The sequence below is a fragment of the Streptomyces mabaensis genome (assembly GCF_053763515.1).
In genome coordinates, this window is sequence record NZ_JBSOPZ010000013.1 from 128,991 (window position 1) to 146,162 (window position 17,172).

At 68.3% G+C, this 17,172-nt stretch carries 16 protein-coding genes and 1 pseudogene; 7 read left to right on the forward strand and 10 right to left on the reverse strand.

What is annotated here, in order from left to right; all coding sequences use genetic code 11:
- Positions 1-16: 16 nt before the first annotated feature.
- The 4 genes from ACWV17_RS14280 to bldG all read right to left on the reverse strand — a co-directional run bounded on the left by ACWV17_RS14280 (position 17) and on the right by bldG (position 4,341).
- Positions 17-577: a small secreted protein gene (locus tag ACWV17_RS14280; protein ID WP_455353748.1), complete on the reverse strand. Its 561-nt coding sequence runs from the start codon at positions 575-577 to the stop codon at positions 17-19.
- 188 nt (positions 578-765) lie between these two features.
- On the reverse strand, positions 766-3,159 hold the full coding sequence (locus ACWV17_RS14285; protein WP_455359971.1) for a sodium-translocating pyrophosphatase: 2,394 nt from the start codon (positions 3,157-3,159) through the stop codon (positions 766-768).
- A 287-nt stretch (positions 3,160-3,446) separates the two neighbouring features.
- Positions 3,447-3,905 carry an ATP-binding protein gene (locus ACWV17_RS14290; protein WP_455353750.1) on the reverse strand — a complete coding sequence of 153 codons (459 nt, stop codon included), beginning with the start codon at positions 3,903-3,905 and terminating at the stop codon, positions 3,447-3,449.
- A gap of 82 nt (positions 3,906-3,987) precedes the next feature.
- Positions 3,988-4,341, reverse strand: coding sequence for an anti-sigma factor antagonist BldG (gene bldG, locus ACWV17_RS14295; protein ID WP_093799810.1), 354 nt, complete (start codon positions 4,339-4,341; stop codon positions 3,988-3,990).
- A gap of 82 nt (positions 4,342-4,423) precedes the next feature.
- Here bldG and ACWV17_RS14300 point away from each other — a divergent pair, with 82 nt between their 5' ends.
- Positions 4,424-6,877 (forward strand): DEAD/DEAH box helicase, encoded by a 2,454-nt coding sequence (locus ACWV17_RS14300; protein ID WP_455359972.1) that lies wholly within the window; start codon positions 4,424-4,426, stop codon positions 6,875-6,877.
- 20 nt (positions 6,878-6,897) lie between these two features.
- Here the strand turns inward: ACWV17_RS14300 and ACWV17_RS14305 are convergent, their stop codons facing one another.
- Positions 6,898-7,377: an Rv3654c family TadE-like protein gene (locus ACWV17_RS14305; RefSeq protein WP_455359973.1), complete on the reverse strand. Its 480-nt coding sequence runs from the start codon at positions 7,375-7,377 to the stop codon at positions 6,898-6,900.
- Positions 7,374-7,727, reverse strand: coding sequence for a TadE family type IV pilus minor pilin (locus ACWV17_RS14310; protein ID WP_455359974.1), 354 nt, complete (start codon positions 7,725-7,727; stop codon positions 7,374-7,376). Before ACWV17_RS14310 ends, ACWV17_RS14305 begins: the two co-directional genes overlap by 4 nt.
- A gap of 132 nt (positions 7,728-7,859) precedes the next feature.
- On the opposite strand from ACWV17_RS14310, the gene ACWV17_RS14315 reads away from it, so the two are divergent.
- The 4 genes from ACWV17_RS14315 to ACWV17_RS14330 all read left to right on the forward strand — a co-directional run bounded on the left by ACWV17_RS14315 (position 7,860) and on the right by ACWV17_RS14330 (position 13,083).
- Complete coding sequence (locus tag ACWV17_RS14315; protein ID WP_455360037.1) at positions 7,860-9,542, forward strand: recombinase family protein; 1,683 nt, start codon at positions 7,860-7,862, stop codon at positions 9,540-9,542.
- Positions 9,543-10,983: 1,441 nt separating this feature from the next.
- The gene (locus tag ACWV17_RS14320) at positions 10,984-11,178 is read left to right on the forward strand and encodes a hypothetical protein (RefSeq protein WP_455359975.1); all 195 of its coding nucleotides are present in this window, start codon (positions 10,984-10,986) and stop codon (positions 11,176-11,178) included.
- Positions 11,179-11,572: 394 nt separating this feature from the next.
- Positions 11,573-12,340 (forward strand): hypothetical protein, encoded by a 768-nt coding sequence (locus ACWV17_RS14325; protein ID WP_455359976.1) that lies wholly within the window; start codon positions 11,573-11,575, stop codon positions 12,338-12,340.
- A 125-nt stretch (positions 12,341-12,465) separates the two neighbouring features.
- On the forward strand, positions 12,466-13,083 hold the full coding sequence (locus ACWV17_RS14330) for an HNH endonuclease (protein WP_455359977.1): 618 nt from the start codon (positions 12,466-12,468) through the stop codon (positions 13,081-13,083).
- Between the two features lie 652 nt (positions 13,084-13,735).
- On the opposite strand, the gene ACWV17_RS14335 is transcribed toward ACWV17_RS14330, so the two are convergent.
- Positions 13,736-14,716: a helix-turn-helix domain-containing protein gene (locus tag ACWV17_RS14335; RefSeq protein WP_455359978.1), complete on the reverse strand. Its 981-nt coding sequence runs from the start codon at positions 14,714-14,716 to the stop codon at positions 13,736-13,738.
- Between the two features lie 79 nt (positions 14,717-14,795).
- Here ACWV17_RS14335 and ACWV17_RS14340 point away from each other — a divergent pair, with 79 nt between their 5' ends.
- Both ACWV17_RS14340 and ACWV17_RS14345 read left to right on the forward strand, forming a co-directional pair.
- Positions 14,796-14,996, forward strand: a complete 201-nt coding sequence (locus ACWV17_RS14340) for a hypothetical protein (protein WP_455359979.1) — start codon at positions 14,796-14,798, stop codon at positions 14,994-14,996.
- Positions 14,993-15,220, forward strand: coding sequence for a DUF7848 domain-containing protein (locus tag ACWV17_RS14345; RefSeq protein WP_455359980.1), 228 nt, complete (start codon positions 14,993-14,995; stop codon positions 15,218-15,220). Before ACWV17_RS14340 ends, ACWV17_RS14345 begins: the two co-directional genes overlap by 4 nt.
- Before the next feature lie 118 nt (positions 15,221-15,338).
- Here ACWV17_RS14345 and ACWV17_RS14350 read toward each other — a convergent pair.
- From ACWV17_RS14350 to ACWV17_RS14360, 3 genes and pseudogenes are all read right to left on the reverse strand, one after another.
- Positions 15,339-15,464, reverse strand: a pseudogene (locus tag ACWV17_RS14350) (DUF4244 domain-containing protein); the annotation flags it as partial.
- Positions 15,465-15,555: 91 nt separating this feature from the next.
- Positions 15,556-16,335, reverse strand: a complete 780-nt coding sequence (locus ACWV17_RS14355; RefSeq protein ID WP_455359981.1) for a type II secretion system F family protein — start codon at positions 16,333-16,335, stop codon at positions 15,556-15,558.
- Complete coding sequence (locus ACWV17_RS14360; protein ID WP_455360038.1) at positions 16,332-17,141, reverse strand: type II secretion system F family protein; 810 nt, start codon at positions 17,139-17,141, stop codon at positions 16,332-16,334. Before ACWV17_RS14360 ends, ACWV17_RS14355 begins: the two co-directional genes overlap by 4 nt.
- Positions 17,142-17,172: the final 31 nt, after the last annotated feature.

A 17,172-nucleotide genomic window follows, 5' to 3' on the forward strand; every position in this document is an offset into this window, starting at 1 on the left:
CGGGAGCGGACGCGACCTAGGACGGCGACGGCGCGGTCGAGCGCTGGCAGCTCGCCTGCTTCTTCATCGCCTGGCCGACCTCACCGGACTGCAGCTTCGTCAGCGCCTGGTTACCGCTCTTGCTGAGCTTGTCCAGCTCGGCCGCGATGCCCTTGAGGCCGTCGGCGAACTTGGCCTGGTCCTTGGTGTCGAGGCCGTCGACCTGCTTCTTCAGGTTGGCGTAGGCCGCGGAGATCGCGTCGAGCTCCTTGACCGCTTCCTCCTGCGTCTTCTTGCCCTCGTCGACCGGCGGGGCGCCGGCACCCTTCACCGCGGCGCCCATCGCCTTGTACGCCTCCGACATGGACTGGAAGGCGGCCGAGTCGGTCTTCTGGACGACGTCCGCCTTGCTCTGGTCCGTCGTCTCCTTCTGGATCGCGGCGTTGGCTTCCTCGATCTTCTTGACCTGAGGCTGCACCTGGTCGCAGACCTGCTTCGCCCAGGCGTTCACCTTTTCGCCGCTGTCGTCGGTGCAGCCCGAGAGCGCGAGCACGAGTACCGCACCGCCGGACAGTGCGGCTGCAAGCTTCTTGTTCACCGGATCGGTCCCTTCCAAGGTTCTCGGCCCCGGAACATACACGCCAAGTGGGGGACATCCGTGTGCCGTACGACCGATATAGACCATATTGTAACCATTTGCACCAAGAGAGATGAGGCTCACGTCCGGACAAGAAAAGGGCGGGCGGCGCGTCAACCCGCGCCGCCCGCCCGTTCCTTGACCAGGTGTTACGAAACCACCGCCGCATCGGTGGACTTGGTGACCCGCTCCGCGTTGCCTTCGTCACCCACGGCGATACCTCGCCGCTTGGAGATGTAGACCGCGCCGACGATCACGAGGATGGCGAGGGTCGCCACCAGCGCCCGGACTCCGGGGCTGGCGTCGTCGCCATAGCTGAACTGCACCACCGCCGGAGCGATGAGCAGGGCCACCAGGTTCATGACCTTGAGCAGCGGGTTGATCGCGGGGCCCGCCGTGTCCTTGAACGGGTCGCCGACCGTGTCGCCGATGACGGTCGCGGCATGGGCCTCGCTGCCCTTGCCGCCGTGATGGCCGTCCTCGACGAGCTTCTTGGCGTTGTCCCACGCGCCACCGGAGTTGGCGAGGAACACCGCCATCAGCGTGCCGGTGCCGATCGCACCCGCCAGGAACGAGCCCAGGGCGCCCACGCCGAGCGAGAAGCCGACGGCGATGGGCGTGAGCACGGCGAGCAGGCCGGGCGTGGCCAGCTCGCGCAGCGCGTCCTTGGTGCAGATGTCGACGACGCGCCCGTACTCCGGCTTCTCGGTGTAGTCCATGATCCCGGGGTGCTCGCGGAACTGCCGCCGCACCTCGTAGACCACCGCTCCGGCCGACCGCGAGACCGCGTTGATCGCCAGCCCCGAGAAGAGGAAGACGACCGCGGCGCCCAGCACCAGGCCGACCAGGTTGTTGGGCTGCGAGATGTCCAGACTCAGGCCCATGTCGCCGGCCTTGGCGTTCACCTCCGCGACCGCTGTGGCGATGGCGTCGCGGTACGAGCCGAAGAGCGCGGCCGCGGCGAGCACCGCGGTGGCGATGGCGATGCCCTTCGTGATCGCCTTGGTGGTGTTGCCGACGGCGTCCAGGTCGGTGAGGACCTGCGCGCCGGCACCGGTGACGTCGCCGGACATCTCGGCGATGCCCTGCGCATTGTCGGAGACCGGTCCGAAGGTGTCCATGGCGACGATGACACCGACGGTGGTGAGCAGGCCGGTGCCGGCCAGGGCCACCGCGAAGAGCGCCAGCATGATGGACGTACCGCCGAGCAGGAACGCGCCGTAGACGCCGAGGCCGATCAACAGCGCGGTGTAGACGGCGGATTCCAGGCCGATGGAGATGCCGGCGAGCACGACGGTGGCGGGACCGGTCAGCGCGGACTTGCCGATGTCCCGTACGGGGCGCCGGTTGGTCTCGGTGAAGTATCCGGTCAGCTGCTGGATCAGCGCGGCGAGGACGATGCCGATGGCCACCGCGACGAGCGCGAGGATCCGCGGGTCGCCGTCTTGCGCCCGGACCGCGGCGTCGGTGACGCCGTCCAGCGCGGCGTACGAGGAGGGCAGGTAGACGAAGACCGCCACCGCCACCATCGCGAGGGAGATCACCGCCGAGATGAAGAAGCCCCGGTTGATGGCGGTCATGCCGCTGCGGTCGGTGCGCCGGGGCGCCACCGCGAAGATGCCGATCATCGCCGTGACGACGCCGATGGCCGGAACGATCAGCGGGAACGCGAGCCCGGCGTCACCGAACGCGACCTTGCCGAGGATCAGCGCGGCCACCAGGGTCACCGCGTACGACTCGAAGAGGTCCGCCGCCATCCCCGCGCAGTCGCCGACGTTGTCGCCCACATTGTCGGCGATGGTCGCGGCATTGCGCGGATCGTCCTCCGGAATGCCCTGCTCGACCTTGCCGACCAGGTCGGCGCCGACGTCGGCGGCCTTGGTGAAGATGCCGCCTCCCACACGCATGAACATGGCGATCAGCGCGGCGCCGAGGCCGAAGCCCTCCAGCACCTTGGGAGCGTCAGCGGCGTAGACGAGGACGACGCAGGAGGCACCGAGCAGGCCGAGGCCCACCGTGAACATGCCGACCACGCCACCCGTACGGAAAGCGATCTTCATGGCCTTGTGCGCGACGGCCGTCAGATCCTTCGCCGGTTCGCCTTCCGCGGGAGTTGCTTCACGCGCGGCGGCCGCCACGCGCACATTCGCCCGCACGGCCAGGCGCATGCCGATGTATCCGGTCGCCGCCGAGAAGAGCGCACCGACCAGGAAGAATGCCGAACGTCCGGCCCGCTGCGACCAGTTGTCGGCGGGGAGCAGGAAGAGCAGGAAGAACACGACCACGGCGAATACGCCGAGCGTGCGCAACTGCCGCGCCAGATAGGCATTGGCGCCTTCCTGAACGGCTCCCGCGATCTCCTTCATCTTCTGGGTGCCTTCGCCGGCCGCCAGGACCTGGCGGACCAGCAACTGGGCCACGACGAGCGCCGCGAGGGCGACGATCGCGATGACGATCACGATGAGGCGGTTGTCGTCGGTGAGAACCGCTGCCGCGAGGGTTGAGGGGTGGTCTTGCTGGTGAGGGGTGAAGAGCCCCGTCATTCGTCCTCCTTGACGCGAAGAGCTCAAGATGTGGACGGATTGTAGGGAGCCGCGCTAGATCAAAACAGTGCGCGGTAAACGGAATTGGCCGTCACTCGCTACTCAGCAAAAGATCTCGGCCCAGCGGTACCCCCGAAAGGGGTAATGGGGCAAAGCCATTGACGCCGAGCGAATGATCCGGATAAATGATCTCGGCAAATGATCCGGAAAACAAGAAAGGCCCTGCTCAGCAGGGCCGTGAGAAAGAAGATCCGATCAAGTGAGTGATCAGGAGGGATCAGGAGGGATCAGGGGAGAGTGGGGCTGGGGGGAAGGCTGGGGCTGGGGGGACTCGGAGGCTTCGGCCAGCTCATCCGGATCAGCCCTCCGAGTTCGTCGGCACCGACCTCCATGTCGTCGACGAGCCCGCTGATCACGGCGAGACCCATCTCGTCCTCGCCCTCGGCATCCCCGTCGTCGGCCGCGCCGTGCGCGCCGGTTCCCGCCCCCGCCGGACCGGGCACTTCGTCGCCGACCTCGATGGAGAACACCTTCTCCTCCTCGGTCAGCACGACCCGGACGGGCGCGGTCACCCCATGGCTGCGGTGCAGCCCGACAGCACGGGAGCAGGCCTCGCCGACGGCGAGCCTGACCTCGTCCAGCACGGCCTCCTCCACCCCGGCGCGGCGCGCCACGGCGGCCGCCACCAGGCGGGCCGTCCGGACGTGCTCGGGCTGAGCGCTGAAGCGGAGCTCAACGGTGGCCATGCGATCCCCCTCAGACGTACGGGCGTGCGATTCAGGGGCCCGGGCTCAAGGCCCGGCCCCCTGCTCTTCCTCCGGCAAGCCGTCAGTCGGTGGCAGCGACGGCTTCGTCCACCGAGGTGTGGATCGGGAACACCTTGGTGAGACCGGTGATGCGGAAGATCTTGAGAATGCGCTCCTGGTTGCAGACCAGGCGCAGCGAGCCCTCATGGGCCCGGACACGCTTGAGTCCACCGACGAGCACGCCGAGCCCGGTGGAGTCGAGGAAGTCCACGCCCTCCATATCGACAACCAGGTGGTAGCTGCCGTCGTTCACCAACTCGACCAACTGCTCGCGCAGCTTGGGCGCGGTATACACATCAATCTCGCCACCGACCTCGACGACCGTACGGTCGCCACCGGGGCCGGACACATTGCGAGTCGACAGGGACAGGTCCACGGATCCTCCAGCACCTTGCTATCGAACGGCGCCCCCCAGGGGCCTCCCCCATCCGAGGGCGGGGGACGGATTGGCAGCCGCGATGGCATTCAATCACTTACCAGCGGGCATGCACGACGCCTTGGGACCATTGTCCTTCACGCCAGTGACAGACTCGGTGCCGATGGCCAACAATCACCGCCCCGGTCGGAGCCCGGCGACCACGGGCACACGCCCCTCCCCCGGCACCGTCCTGGACCGGCTCGCCAGGGGGGCGAACCGGGCTGCGCGCATCACTCATACGGAGCACTTGCCCCCAAGACCGGGCCGCCATGCAGTCTGGCCCGATCGCATCCGGCCGGAAGTGATCGCAGCCATTCAGGCCGCCGGAATCGAACACCCGTGGGTCCACCAGGCCGCCGCCGCGGAGCACGCCCTCGACGGCGAGTCGGTCGTCGTCGCCACCGGCACCGCCTCGGGCAAGTCCCTCGCCTACCTGGCGCCGGTACTGACCGCCCTGCTCGACGGCGCCGAGGCCCCGAACGGGCGCGGGGCGACCGCGCTCTACCTCGCCCCCACCAAGGCCCTGGCCGCCGACCAGCGCCGGGCCGTCAAGGCCCTGGCGGCGCCCCTGGGCACCGCGGTCCGCCCGGCGGTCTACGACGGCGACACGCCGGTCGAGGAACGCGAATGGGTCCGGCAGTACGCCAACTACGTCCTCACCAATCCGGACATGCTGCACCGCGGGATCCTGCCCTCCCACCCCCGCTGGTCCTCCTTCCTGCGCGCGCTGCGCTATGTCGTCATCGACGAGTGCCACACCTACCGCGGCGTCTTCGGCTCGCACGTCGCCCAGGTGCTGCGCCGGCTGCGCCGCCTCTGTGCCCGCTACGGCGCGAACCCCGTCTTCCTCCTCGCCTCGGCCACCGCCGCCGAGCCCGCGGTGGCTGCCGGACGCCTCACCGGCCTGCCCGTCACCGAGGTCGCCGACGACGCCTCCCCCCGCGGCGAGCTGGTCTTCGCCCTCTGGGAGCCGCCCCTCACCGAGCTGCAGGGCGAGCGGGGCGCCCCCGTCCGCCGTACCGCCACCGCGGAAACCGCCGACCTCCTCACCGATCTGACCGTGCAGGGCGTACGCACGGTCGCCTTCGTACGCTCCCGCCGCGGCGCCGAACTGATCGCGGTCATCGCCCAGGAACGGCTGGCCGAGGTGGACCGCTCCCTGTCCCGGCGGGTCGCCGCCTACCGCGGCGGCTACCTGCCCGAGGAGCGCCGGGCCCTCGAGCGCGCCCTGCACTCCGGCGAGCTCCTGGGCCTGGCCGCCACCACTGCCCTTGAGCTGGGCGTGGACGTCTCCGGCCTGGACGCCGTGATCATCTCCGGTTACCCCGGCACCCGGGCCTCCCTGTGGCAGCAGGCGGGCCGCGCCGGGCGCTCGGGCCAGGGCGCCCTGGCGGTCCTGGTGGCCCGGGACGATCCGCTGGACACCTACCTCGTCCACCACCCCGAGGCGCTGTTCCGGCAGCCGGTGGAGTCCACCGTGCTCGACCCGGAGAACCCGTACGTCCTCGCCCCCCATCTGTGCGCGGCCGCCGCCGAGCTTCCGCTGACCGAGGCCGACCTCGACCTCTTCGGCCCGGCCGCCGCCGGGCTGCTGCCCCAGCTGGAGGCCGCGAAGCTGCTCCGGCGCCGGGCGACGGCCTGGCACTGGACCCGCCGCGAACGGGCCGCGGACCTCACCGACATCCGAGGCGAGGGCGGACGACCGGTGCAGGTCGTCGAGGCCGCCACGGGCCGGCTGCTGGGCACGGTGGACGAATCCGCCTCCCACGCCGCCGTCCACGACGGCGCCGTCCACCTCCACCAGGGCCGCACCTATCTGGTGAAGCACTTGGACCTGGAGGACTCGGTGGCGCTGGTGGAGGAGGCCGCCCCGCCGTACTCCACCACCGCCCGCGACACCACCTCCATCTCCGTCCTGGAGACCGACACCGAGATCCCCTGGGGGGACGGGCGGCTCTGCTACGGCTCCGTCGAGGTCACCAACCAGGTCGTCTCCTACCTCCGTCGCAAGCTGATCACCGGCGAGGTGCTCGGTGAGGCCAAGCTCGAGCTGCCACCCCGCACCCTGCGCACCCGCGCCGTGTGGTGGACGGTCACCGAGGACCAGCTCGACGCCGCCAGGATCAATCCGGAGATCCTGGGTGGCGCGCTGCACGCCGCCGAGCACGCGTCGATCGGGATGCTCCCGCTCTTCGCCACCTGCGACCGCTGGGACATCGGCGGTGTCTCGGTCCCGCTCCACCCGGACACACTGCTGCCGACGGTCTTCGTCTACGACGGCCACCCGGGCGGGGCCGGATTCGCCGAGCGCGCCTTCCACACGGCCCGCGAGTGGCTCACCGCCACACGCGAGGCCATCGCGTCCTGCGAGTGCGAGGCCGGGTGTCCCTCCTGCATCCAGTCCCCCAAGTGCGGCAACGGCAACGACCCCCTCCACAAGCGGGGCGCCGTCCGCCTCCTCACCACCCTCCTCACCGGCGCACCCAAGACCTGACCGGTCTCCGAATCAGCCCCTCACCCCCGCGCTGCAGGTTGGGACTTCCCGGGCGGGCCGGCCCGCCCCGGCCCCGCAGCCCCCGGCGGTACCGCGCCGCTCGGCGCGGCCTCCGGGCCGGGCGGCCCCGCCGCTCCCGGGGGGCCGGCCCGGGATCTGGCCGCCGAGGTGAAGGGTCCGAAGCCCGCCACCGCCGTGACGTCGGAGATCTCCCCCTGCACGTGACACCGCAGCAGGCGGCTGCCCTGCGCCCGTGCCACCCGGGCGGCCTTGCCACAGGCCCCCTCCTGCCCTTCGATCCAGTGGTCCGCAGCGGCGAGGGCGGCCAGATCCGCCGCCGCACCCGACCGGTGACGGGCCACCACCGCCTGGCCCATCGCCATGACGGCCGCGAACACCACGCAGAGAGCGCAGCTCACCACCGCGGCCCACACCGTGGCCGAACCCCGGTCCGCATCCGCCCCACCCGGCCCCCTGCGCCGGTCCCGAGCCGGCCTCACGGGCCGACCCCCACCGTGTCCTCGGCCAGCGCCACGGCCTGCGCGCTGAGCCGTATCGACAAGGCCGATGGCCCCGGTGTCGGCGCGTCCACCCGGACCCGCCACAGCTCCCCCTCCCGTTCCACGGCGACCCGCGCACCGTCCGGCGCCGCCGAACGAGCGGCAGCCACCACGGCGCTCCCCGCCTCCGAGCGCGCCGCCGCCCGCGCCCCGGCCCGGGCGGCGTCCACGCACTGGATCTGCGCGGACGCCGCCATCAACGCCCACACCAGGGCCATGGCGAACAACACCAGCGCCGGCAGCACCACGGCCGCCTCGGCACTCACATAGCCCCGGTCAGAACTGCGCATCGAGCGCCTTCCCGATCACCGACTGCAGCGCCGACGAGACCGCACCGCTGGTAATCACCGAAACCAGTTCAGTACGGCGGTATGACACCTCCATACATCAGCAGGACCCGTAACCTCGACAACGTGAGAGCGATGACGTACGGCCGACAGTCCAAGCAGCGAGAGGACGAGAGCCGCACCAGCCCCGAGGGGCAGCGGAAGGCCACGCACGATCTCGTTGACGCCCGAGGCTGGACGTTTGTCCGGCACTTCGAGGACGTGGGCCGGTCAGGCTTCGACCCCAAGATCATTCGCCCCGGCTTCGAGGGCCTGATGGCTGCCGTCCGCGCGCATGAGTGTGACGTCGTGGTGATCCCCGCTCTCTCTCGACTGACGCGCCAGGGTGCCTATGAGGCGATGAAGATCAACGAGGAGTTGCAAGCGCACGGCGTCTCGCTGGTCAGCGTGGATGAGCCGTTTCTCGACACGTCGTCCCCCATCGGCGTAGCGATCTTCGCGCTCATCGCTGGACTCGCACAGCAGGAGTCAGAGTCCAAGCGTCAGCACATGCTCCGCGCGCAGGCTGCCGTACGTCAGGTGGGCGGACACGTAACCGGCAGTGCCCCGTTTGGCTTCGTCGCTGAGCGCGCCACCGTGCCCATTCCCGGCGAGGCAGGCACGCTGACGATCACGCGCCTGGTGCCGGACCCGGTTACGTCCAAAGTGGTGCGAGGCATGATCGCTGACGCCATGGCCGGTAAGAGCAGCGTAGCCATCGCACGCAGGCTCAATGAGGAGAAGGTGCCCACCTCGCTGGAGTCCATGGGCGAGGCTGGTCAGAACCGGCTCAAGGGCCGTCGTGGGCGCTCTGACATCGTGAGTGCGGGGATCGATGGGGGGCGGGCCCAGTGGCACTCAGGGAGCGTTCTACGAGTCCTGCGTGATCCCCGCCTCGCTGGCTTCGCGTCCAAGGTGGTCGGCGGTGGTGGCAAGCGCGAGCCCCAGCGGGATGCTGCGGGAGAGATCTTGCGGAGCCACGAGGGGATCATCACGCCTGGCGAGTGGTACGCGTTGCAGGAGATCGTCAGCGGCAAGCGGCCAGAGGTAAAGCAGAACAACCGGCCCTCACTGCTGAGTGGTTGGGGAGTCTCGTTCTGCGGCGAGTGTGGCGCGGCAATGCAAGCTGCCGTGTCTCGTGGGCTCCGCTACTACAAGTGCCGTCGGCCGGCTGGCTCGATCGAAGGACATCGGAGCCTCGCAGCGAGCATGACCGCTGTGGATGACGTCGTTGCCCGCCGCGTGTTCGCCCGGCTATCCGCCATGACCCCGGATGACTACGCCGAGCTGGACGCACACGATCAGCGTCTGCTGTCCGAAGCAGCCCGCCGGTTCGCCCACCAGGAAGACCGGTCCGGCACGGAAGCACAGCGGGCCGAGCTGTCGGCAGCGTTGGAGTACACCCGTGCCTCGCTGGCCACGCTGTACCAGGACCGGACCGAGGGGGTCTACAGCGGCAAGACCGGTACGCGCATCTTCCGGGAATCGGCCGAACGGCTGGAGAAGGAAGAGGCCCGCATAGAGGCGGAGTTGGCGCTGCTGGAGGACCGGTCAACGGACAGCGTGAGCCTGCCTATCGCCGAGTGGACGGCAGCAGAGGGCGACCCGATCGGCGAAGGCTCCCCGTGGGCGGAGTGGACCCTGACCGAGCGGCGGGAATTCCTCGCGCTGTTCATTGACCGGGTAGAGGTCAGCAAGCCGCTGGCGTATGGACGGGCGAGCAAGATGGAAGACCGCGTGGACATCCGCTGGGCGAAAGCCCCGGAGCGCGCCGAGTAACTGATCTGAGCATGCCAGGCCCCGGCGTCCCAGTGCGGATGCCGGGGCCTTTCCGCTGCCCACTGAGAGGCCCCCTGAGCGCCCCTCTAAGCCCCGCCTGGCGGGTCCCTGGTGGATCTGCCCGGCAGGCTTTCCGCTGCCCGCAGACGGCCGCTGAGAGCTCTCACCCCCTGGCCGGCTGGCCGGGTAATCATCCGATTGCGGAGCGTAGTCATTAGATAACGAAATGATAACGGGCTCTCGCGGCGACTGCCATCAGCGCAAGGGCGATGTAGGGCAATCTCTCTCCAAACCAAAGAACACCCCTTCTGACCTGCATAAATGTAGAAGTGTAGAAATGCACATCAACTCGTATCGCCCTTGGAACTCCACTGCTAAACCCGGCTCGCCTACAAACCTGCACTCCTACACTCGCCCGCCATCTGGCACCCGCTCAGCACTCAGCGGCATCAGGCGTTCGACTCCCTTGTGCAACTACGAAGGCACGCAGGGAATGCTTGCGCGCCTATGTAAGTGAGTGCGGGTAACCGACTCGCTAGATATCTTGCGAGACACCTTCTGAGTGTCCTTCCGGCTGGCTCCCCGCTATCGCGCCGGACACACAGTCTTGGGCCCCGGGCTCACGATGCAACGTCTAACCCTGGCTGGGGAGCCTTGGGGTTGGCGCCTCATCGTGAATCCGGGGCCTTTCTGCATTTACAGGAGGCTCCCCCGCCATGACCACTCGACTACCCAGTTACCGCACAGCGCATGACCGACTACGCAGGCTCAGTGGTCCCGCTCAGCACCATGCATGTGATTGGTGCGGCCGTACAGCAGACCACTGGGCCTATCAGCACACGGACGAGAATGAGATTCACGACGGCCGCCTGTGGTCGACGGACGCGAACCATTACGCGCCGATGTGCCGCAAGCATCACCGGCAGCTAGACAGCAACTTTCGCGCGGTGAAGTTCGATCAGCGCCTACTAGCAGGGCGGGTCAAGTCTCTGCGCGCTGAGGCTTGGTCCGCTGTTTCTGATGAACAGCGTGCGTACGAGCAGCGAATGAGGGCACATGCCGTCCGCGAATTCGAGGCTTACCAGTCGATGTCATCTACCTAGGCCGGAGAGATCACTGATGCGACGACTACTAGCACTGCCGGGGCGCGACGGGTAATCCGCGCTGAATAGAGCTGGTGCGCCTTCCCGCACGGTTCCTGACTGACCTTCCCAGGGACCGTGCCGGTGGGCGTATCAGCCTTCCTGGGCAGCCACCACATCACGCACCAGGATCCAAGACACCCGAAGGCAGCCGGGTTAACGCTGCCGTATTCCCAGAATGCCCCCGGGCGTACTGGTGCTCGCTCCCACTGTGGTGGCTGGGGTGATGAGCACTGGCACGTTCCGGGGGCGTTTTGCGTTTTGGTCGCAAACCACATACTGAAATGAGTAGGTACCCAATGAGCACTCCCGCCGCCATGCCCGGCGCTCGCCAGTCCCTTACCGGCTCAATCGCTGCCCTGATTGCTGGCCTTACCGAAGCACTCGACCAGGACACCATCGACCTTGACGGGGTCCAGGTTCTCACCGGCCTTGTTGCTCAGTACAACGCGCTGCTGACGATTCAGAACACGCGGACGGCGAATCGTCCGTGACTGCCCACGCCCACCACGCTGATCCGGCGCGCATTGCTGAGCTAGTTTCGGTTTTCGTCCATCCGGCGCCTGGCTCGACGGTGCGGTACTACGACCTGTTCCACTCCGTGCTGTCGCTGTACAGGGAAGAGGGCGGCGAGGACTTTCTCTCGGCATCAGCCCTCAAACAGGCGTTGGCTGCCTGCGGGTTGTACGCAGCGCATCCCGGCCGACGGAGTAGGGGTGTCCAGCCGCCTCGAATCGTGCGTGGCGCTGACTGGAATGACCCCGAACTAGCCGCTGAGGCTGAAACCCGCCGTATCGCTGCCGAATCGCAGCGCACCAACTAAAAGCTTCCTGGGAACCGTTCCCAGGGTTAAAGCGGGGAGCCAAACCCCGCAGATTGGAGCCAATCATGGCTAATCTCACTAGCCGCCCCGAGGACCTTATGGCCGAGGCGAACAACCTGAGCCCGGTCATTACTGCGGCGCAGCGCGCTGTCTCGGAGAATTCCCAGGGCATCGACGCCGACGCTGCCACTTCCGTGGCTACCAAGCTGATTGAGGCCGCCCGCAAGGCTCAGCAGACGCTCGCTGACGTCCGCAAGTTCCCGGCGGGTCGTCGCGCTGAGGCTGACGAGATTCTCGCTAATGCTGAGCGCGCCTACAGCGACTGGAAGGACTCGTTTGATGTCGTCGAAATGGCCTTCCTCGCTGATCTGCAAGTGAAGCTGTTCAAGGCGCCGACTGGCACTGATGCGCTGATTGCTCGCCAGGATGCAGAACAGGTCCTCCGGCGGCGGGACATGTCGCTGAACGACGTTTTCCGGACGCTCGTTGACGCGGGGGGTCAGGTGGCGCAGCTCGCTGTTTCTCCGTGGCTTGAGCTAGTCGCCACGGGCCGAAATGCCGACGCTAAGGCGCTGCGGCTGCTCGCTGAGAGCAAGTTTCTTCAGAGTGCTGCTGCGAGTGGCAACGACACCGCACGCAAGCTCATGGATGCCCCCGCCGCGTACGCCAAGGTTCGCGCGATGATGGGCAAGATTGCCTCTGAGTGCCTCGGCGTGAACCGTTCTGCTTTCGCTGAGCGGGCGCTTTCGTGGGGTAGTGCGGAGCCGCAGAAGGATGCGGAGATTCGGACGCTGAAGATGCAGCTTAAGCGCTTCGAGGCGACTGCTAGCTGACGCAACTAGGGGCGGCTGGCGCGCCGCTGGTCGCCTCTTACGCCCGGCTGACGCTGCGCTAGGCACTATTCGTGGGGGCCCTGGTCATTCCGGCCGGGGCCCCTCCTGCTGAAAGGAATTCGCGCGTGAGACTTCGCGTCGGTGCGTCCCGCCGGCTGGTTTACCAGGACGTCACGTACTACGAAGACGAAGAATTCGACGTGCCCGACGAGAACGCCGCTCAGTGGCTCCGTAGCGGCTACGTCCTTCCCGCTGATGGTGAATGGCCTGAGGGTGTTTACAAGTCGGTGAGGCCGCAGGCACAGGCCCCGGAGCCTGACAGCGGGGCAGCGCCGAGCAATGCACACCCCGAGTGTGACCCTCGTGACAAGCCCAAGAATGCCCGCAGCAGCATGCAGGTGTGTCCCGTCGTTGGCTGTCATTGCCAGACCTGGAAAGGCAAGTGCCGGGCCCATGCGCGCTCACGCAGTGATGGCAAGCGTTACGGGGATAGCCACAACGATTCCCCCTCGCTGCGTGCTCGCTGGGACCGTACGAAGCGGGAATACCTGCGCGCCAATCCGTACTGCGAATGCCAGGAATGCGCGGCTGTGCCTGAGCCTCTGCGCCTCGCTGCAACTGAGGTCGACCATATTGACGGGCTAGGGCTGCAAGGGCCGCGCGCCTTTGACTGGTCGAACTTGCAGAGTCTGACGAAGGCTCACCATTCGCGGAAGACAGCGGGTGAATCGTTCGGGCATTAGCTCACTCGCCGTGACACCCCCTGGGGGGTACCCTTTGCCCCCCTACCCCCTTTCAGCGCGGGGGAGAGCTCTGTCCGGTGCGCCCGGTTGAAAGAGTGGTTCTACACGTGCGGGGCTGATTCAGCGCGCACAGAGAGTGATTCCAATTGGACGAGTACGAAATCTATTGGTGTTCCCGCTGCCAGCAGGAGAAGCCGGGCAACGAGTTCGCCTACGAGACCCGGCGGGGTGTCCAGCCTTGGTGTCGTGCGTGCAAGACGGAATATACCCGAGAGCGTCGCCAGCGCCTGAGGGACGACAGCGCATAGCTCGATGGCTCCCCGCTGCCGGCGCTGCCTGGTGATCGTGGTCGACATCGCGCCGGTGGCCGCCCACGCTAGCGACTAGAGAGGGATGATTCGCATTGATTCATCGAATACGAGTTCGAATGCATGAGTCGGAATGGCAACTCCTGCGCGAGGTTTGCGAGGAGCAGCGCCGCAGTGTGACTCAGGTGATGCGTGCCGCGATTCGCCTATACGCCGCTGAGAGGCCGCAGGATCGCACCTAACGGCTTCCGCAGCACAAAGCAGCCCCGTAGAGCCCTGGGAAGTTCCTGGGTCGTCTACGGGGCTTCCGTGCGTTCCGGCCCTGCCCGCTGTGGTGGACGGGTTTAGGACTTATCCAAGGCAGTCGTCAACGCGTCTCGGTATTCCTTCGTCCACTCCGCCGGCTGCTGATCGGCGGGCAGCCCTTCCAGCCCTTCCCGCAGTAGGTCCGCCGCATTGCGATGGTCGCCCAATCCGAGATGCGCCAATCCGAGGTTGAGCCGCTGGAATGTGGGCGTGAGCCAATAAGCCGTTCCGGGGGGTTGCTCGCTGGCAGCGTCGGCAAGGTTCGCGGCTTCATCGAGCAAGCGGCGCGCGTCGTCTCGCTGGCCCAACTCGGCGTATCCCTGGGCGGCTTGGGCAGCGTCGCCCATGCGTTGCGCCGGGTGTGCACCGGGGGTGTGGTAGGCCGCTGAGAACCAACGGGCGACAGCGCGCGGCCGTCCTTGCTGACGTGCCAGGTATCCCTTGAAGTTCAGCGCTTGTGCGGCGAGCGTTCCGGATTCGGCTTCGTCGGCTAGTTCGGCAGCTTCATTGAGCAGCGTCACGGCCCGTGCGTCATTGCGCGCTGAGGCGTGAAGCCATCCCCCGAACTGGACGTATTCCGCGACCACTTCCGCGAGTGCGTCACGGTGCGGCCCGCGCGCTTCCCGCAGTAGGCCTGTGACGGTGCCTAGCTGCGCCTCTGTGGCCGGAATCATTGGGGCCGGTCCCAATGCGTCATCTAGTCGCCGCTGAGCTGCCAGAACGCCCGCTAGAGCTTCGACCGCCCGGCCGTCCAACTTGGTCGGTTTGGTGATCGCGTGCTGAATGCGGGAACGGCCATCTTCGGTAAGCGATGCCGCTAGCTCAACCAAGGTTCCCTCTGTGCCGAGCAAGCGATCTAGGGATTCGGCAAGCTGTGGTGAGGGCAATTGCTTCCCAGCGATCACGCGAGACAGAAACGCATGGTCGTAATTCATCGCTCGCGCTGCCGCTCGAATGCTGAGCTTGCGCTCTCGGAGTGCCGCCGCGACCCTCCGCCCGAAGTCCCCGCCGCTGGTCATGTGTTCAGCGTACGCAGTCACCACGCAGTCACCACCTAGTCACCACTTTTCAGCGAACGGACGGGGGAAGCTATCGCGCATGACCGAGCCGACCAGGTACAGCACAGCCGCAGTTGAACTGCCCTTGCGGGTAGGGGAGTTGGAGCCAACGCCCGTTGACGGTTGCGCCGGTTGCGCGGAACTGGCGAACGTTCGGGACCGTGCGCGGGCGGGCGGCGACATGACGACCGTGACAGACGCCAACGTCTTGATGCGGAAGCACCCGGAGGGGCACCAGTGAGCCGCACGATTCTGCGCTTCGTTGAGCACAGCATCAGGCACGTGCCGGAAGGCGGAGTCACCTACGAAGCGTTCTGCACAGCGCCAGGGTGCGAGGAGGAATCCGGCCCCCAGGAGCAGCAGGAGGGGGCGCAGCACTGGGCGCTACGGCATACCGGCCGGACCGGTCACGACCTGTTCCGCCGTGTCTTCACCGACCACGCCCGCGTGACCCGCGCGGAGTAGGCCCCGGCCCGCTGAGCGACGGCGAGCAGGACAGTTCAGCGAGTCGGTACCGGCCCCGTTCATGCGCTGCCCCCGTGGTGCATGGGCGGGGCCTATACCGCCGTAGCTTGACATGCTCGACCTTGTAGAGCACCGCCGCGAAGCCACACGCCGCGATCGTCCCCATGGCGTACTCGGACGTCGTCATCCCCGCGTCCTCACGCGACCGGACCAGCGCCTCGCGCACCCGCTTCCACACCCACATACCAACCCCCAGGAATCATTCGTTCGGTCGTCACTCATGTGCCGACATGTGTCGAGCTCGGTGCCCGAGCTCGCCGTGCTCGTGGTCCCGCTCAGTTGCTGTTCAGCAGACCGCTCGCCAGACCGATCACCACCGGTGCCACCCCGACCACCAGGAACGCGGGCAGAAAGCAGAGCCCCACAGGTGCGGTGATGAGCACCGCCGCACGCTGCGCCCTCGCCGTCGCCGCCCTCGACCTGTCGTCCCGCAGGCCGGCAGCCAGCCGGGCGACCGGCTCCGCGGCCGGCGCGCCCGTGCACGCGGCCCGCTCCAGGCAGCCGGCCAGCGCCCGCGCACCCGGTATCTCCGCCAACCGCCCCCACGCAGCGTCCGGTTCACCGCCGAGCCGCAACTCCGCCCCGGCGTGGGCCAGACGCTCACCCACCGGACCGCCGAGCGACTCCCCGACCACCTCGGCGGCCTCCCGGGGCCCGGCCCCGGCGGCGAGACACGCCGCCAGCAGGTCGGCAGCGAGCGGAAGTTGCCGGGCCGCTTCCGCGTCGCCGTCCGAGCCGTGCGCCGGCTTCCGGCACCGCAGCCATCGCCTCACGCCCCAGCCCGCGACCAGACCCACCAGGCACCCGGCCACGCCACCGACCAGGACGTAACAGGCAGCCACCGCTCCCATGGGCGCCACCCAGCCTCTCAGCCGCCCCACCCACGCACACGGGGCGCGGCCGGGAAGCCGCCCCCACTCACTCGCGAGCAGCACGGCCAGCCGGCGCCGCTGCGCCCGCTCCCGTATCCGCCCGGCCAGCGCGAAACCGAGACACGCCAGGGCGGCAGCAACGGAGACGACCGTCCCCAGCCTGTGGGCCACTTCGCCGCTCATGAGCGCTCCCCCGCCCGCACGATCCGGCCGGCCCAGAACACTCCCAGGCCCTCCAGCAGTCCGCCGACCACCAGGCATCCCAGCCCTGCCGGGGTGTGCAGCAGTACCCGCAGCGGACCGGCCCCCAGTGCGGTGCCCATCAGCAGCCCGGCCACCGGCAGGAGGGCGAGCAACAGCGCCGTGGATCTCGCCCCGGTCAACTGGGCCCGTAACTCATCCCGTTGGTCCTGCTCGGACCGCAGCGCGACCTCCAGCCGATCCAGCCCGGCCGCGAGCCCGGCACCACCGTCCACCGACACCCGCCAGCACGCGGCCATCCCGACCAGCCCTTCCGCACCCGGCTCCCGCGCCGCCTGCAGCAGCGCTTCCGGCACATCCCCGCCGAACCGCGCAGCGGCCACCACGGCACCCTCTGCGCCCCCAAGTCCCTGGGCACCGGGGCCGAATCCCCGCACCACCGCCCGTAACGCCTGCCCCGGCTGCAGCCCGGCGCGCAGTTCTCCGGCCACCGCCCCGCACAGCGCGATCACCTCCCGGGACCGCCACGCACGCTCACGGGCCCGCTCCCGCGCCCGCAGCCGGCGGGCCGCGAGCGGTACGGCCACCGCGCCCCCGATCAGCGGCAGCACCGACTCCCCCGCCACCGCGATCAGCACCCCCACGAGCAGGCAGGCCCACTCCCGGCGCACACGGGCCCGTACCGCACCCCACGCCCGCCCCCACGCAGGGCCGGATGCCGCCTGCCCCCCTTCCGCTCCCGCGAGCATCATCGTCGCCCGCCGCAGCCCCTGGCGCCGCCCGCCCATCAGCCAAGCGGCCGCCCCCGCGCACACCGCC

Excerpts from the sequence above, each read along its gene's own strand:
- ACWV17_RS14325 (WP_455359976.1), top strand. The coding sequence starts at position 11,573 with ATGGCTAATCTCACTAGCCGCCCCGAGGACCTTATGGCCGAGGCGAAC.
- ACWV17_RS14335 (WP_455359978.1), bottom strand. The coding sequence starts at position 14,716 with ATGACCAGCGGCGGGGACTTCGGGCGGAGGGTCGCGGCGGCACTCCGA.
- ACWV17_RS14310 (WP_455359974.1), bottom strand. The coding sequence starts at position 7,727 with ATGCGCAGTTCTGACCGGGGCTATGTGAGTGCCGAGGCGGCCGTGGTG.
- ACWV17_RS14300 (WP_455359972.1), top strand. The coding sequence starts at position 4,424 with ATGGCATTCAATCACTTACCAGCGGGCATGCACGACGCCTTGGGACCA.
- ACWV17_RS14290 (WP_455353750.1), bottom strand. The coding sequence starts at position 3,905 with ATGGCCACCGTTGAGCTCCGCTTCAGCGCTCAGCCCGAGCACGTCCGG.
- ACWV17_RS14340 (WP_455359979.1), top strand. The coding sequence starts at position 14,796 with ATGACCGAGCCGACCAGGTACAGCACAGCCGCAGTTGAACTGCCCTTG.
- ACWV17_RS14315 (WP_455360037.1), top strand. The coding sequence starts at position 7,860 with ATGACGTACGGCCGACAGTCCAAGCAGCGAGAGGACGAGAGCCGCACC.
- ACWV17_RS14360 (WP_455360038.1), bottom strand. The coding sequence starts at position 17,141 with ATGGGCGGGCGGCGCCAGGGGCTGCGGCGGGCGACGATGATGCTCGCG.
- ACWV17_RS14285 (WP_455359971.1), bottom strand. The coding sequence starts at position 3,159 with ATGACGGGGCTCTTCACCCCTCACCAGCAAGACCACCCCTCAACCCTC.
- ACWV17_RS14320 (WP_455359975.1), top strand. The coding sequence starts at position 10,984 with ATGAGCACTCCCGCCGCCATGCCCGGCGCTCGCCAGTCCCTTACCGGC.
- ACWV17_RS14355 (WP_455359981.1), bottom strand. The coding sequence starts at position 16,335 with ATGAGCGGCGAAGTGGCCCACAGGCTGGGGACGGTCGTCTCCGTTGCT.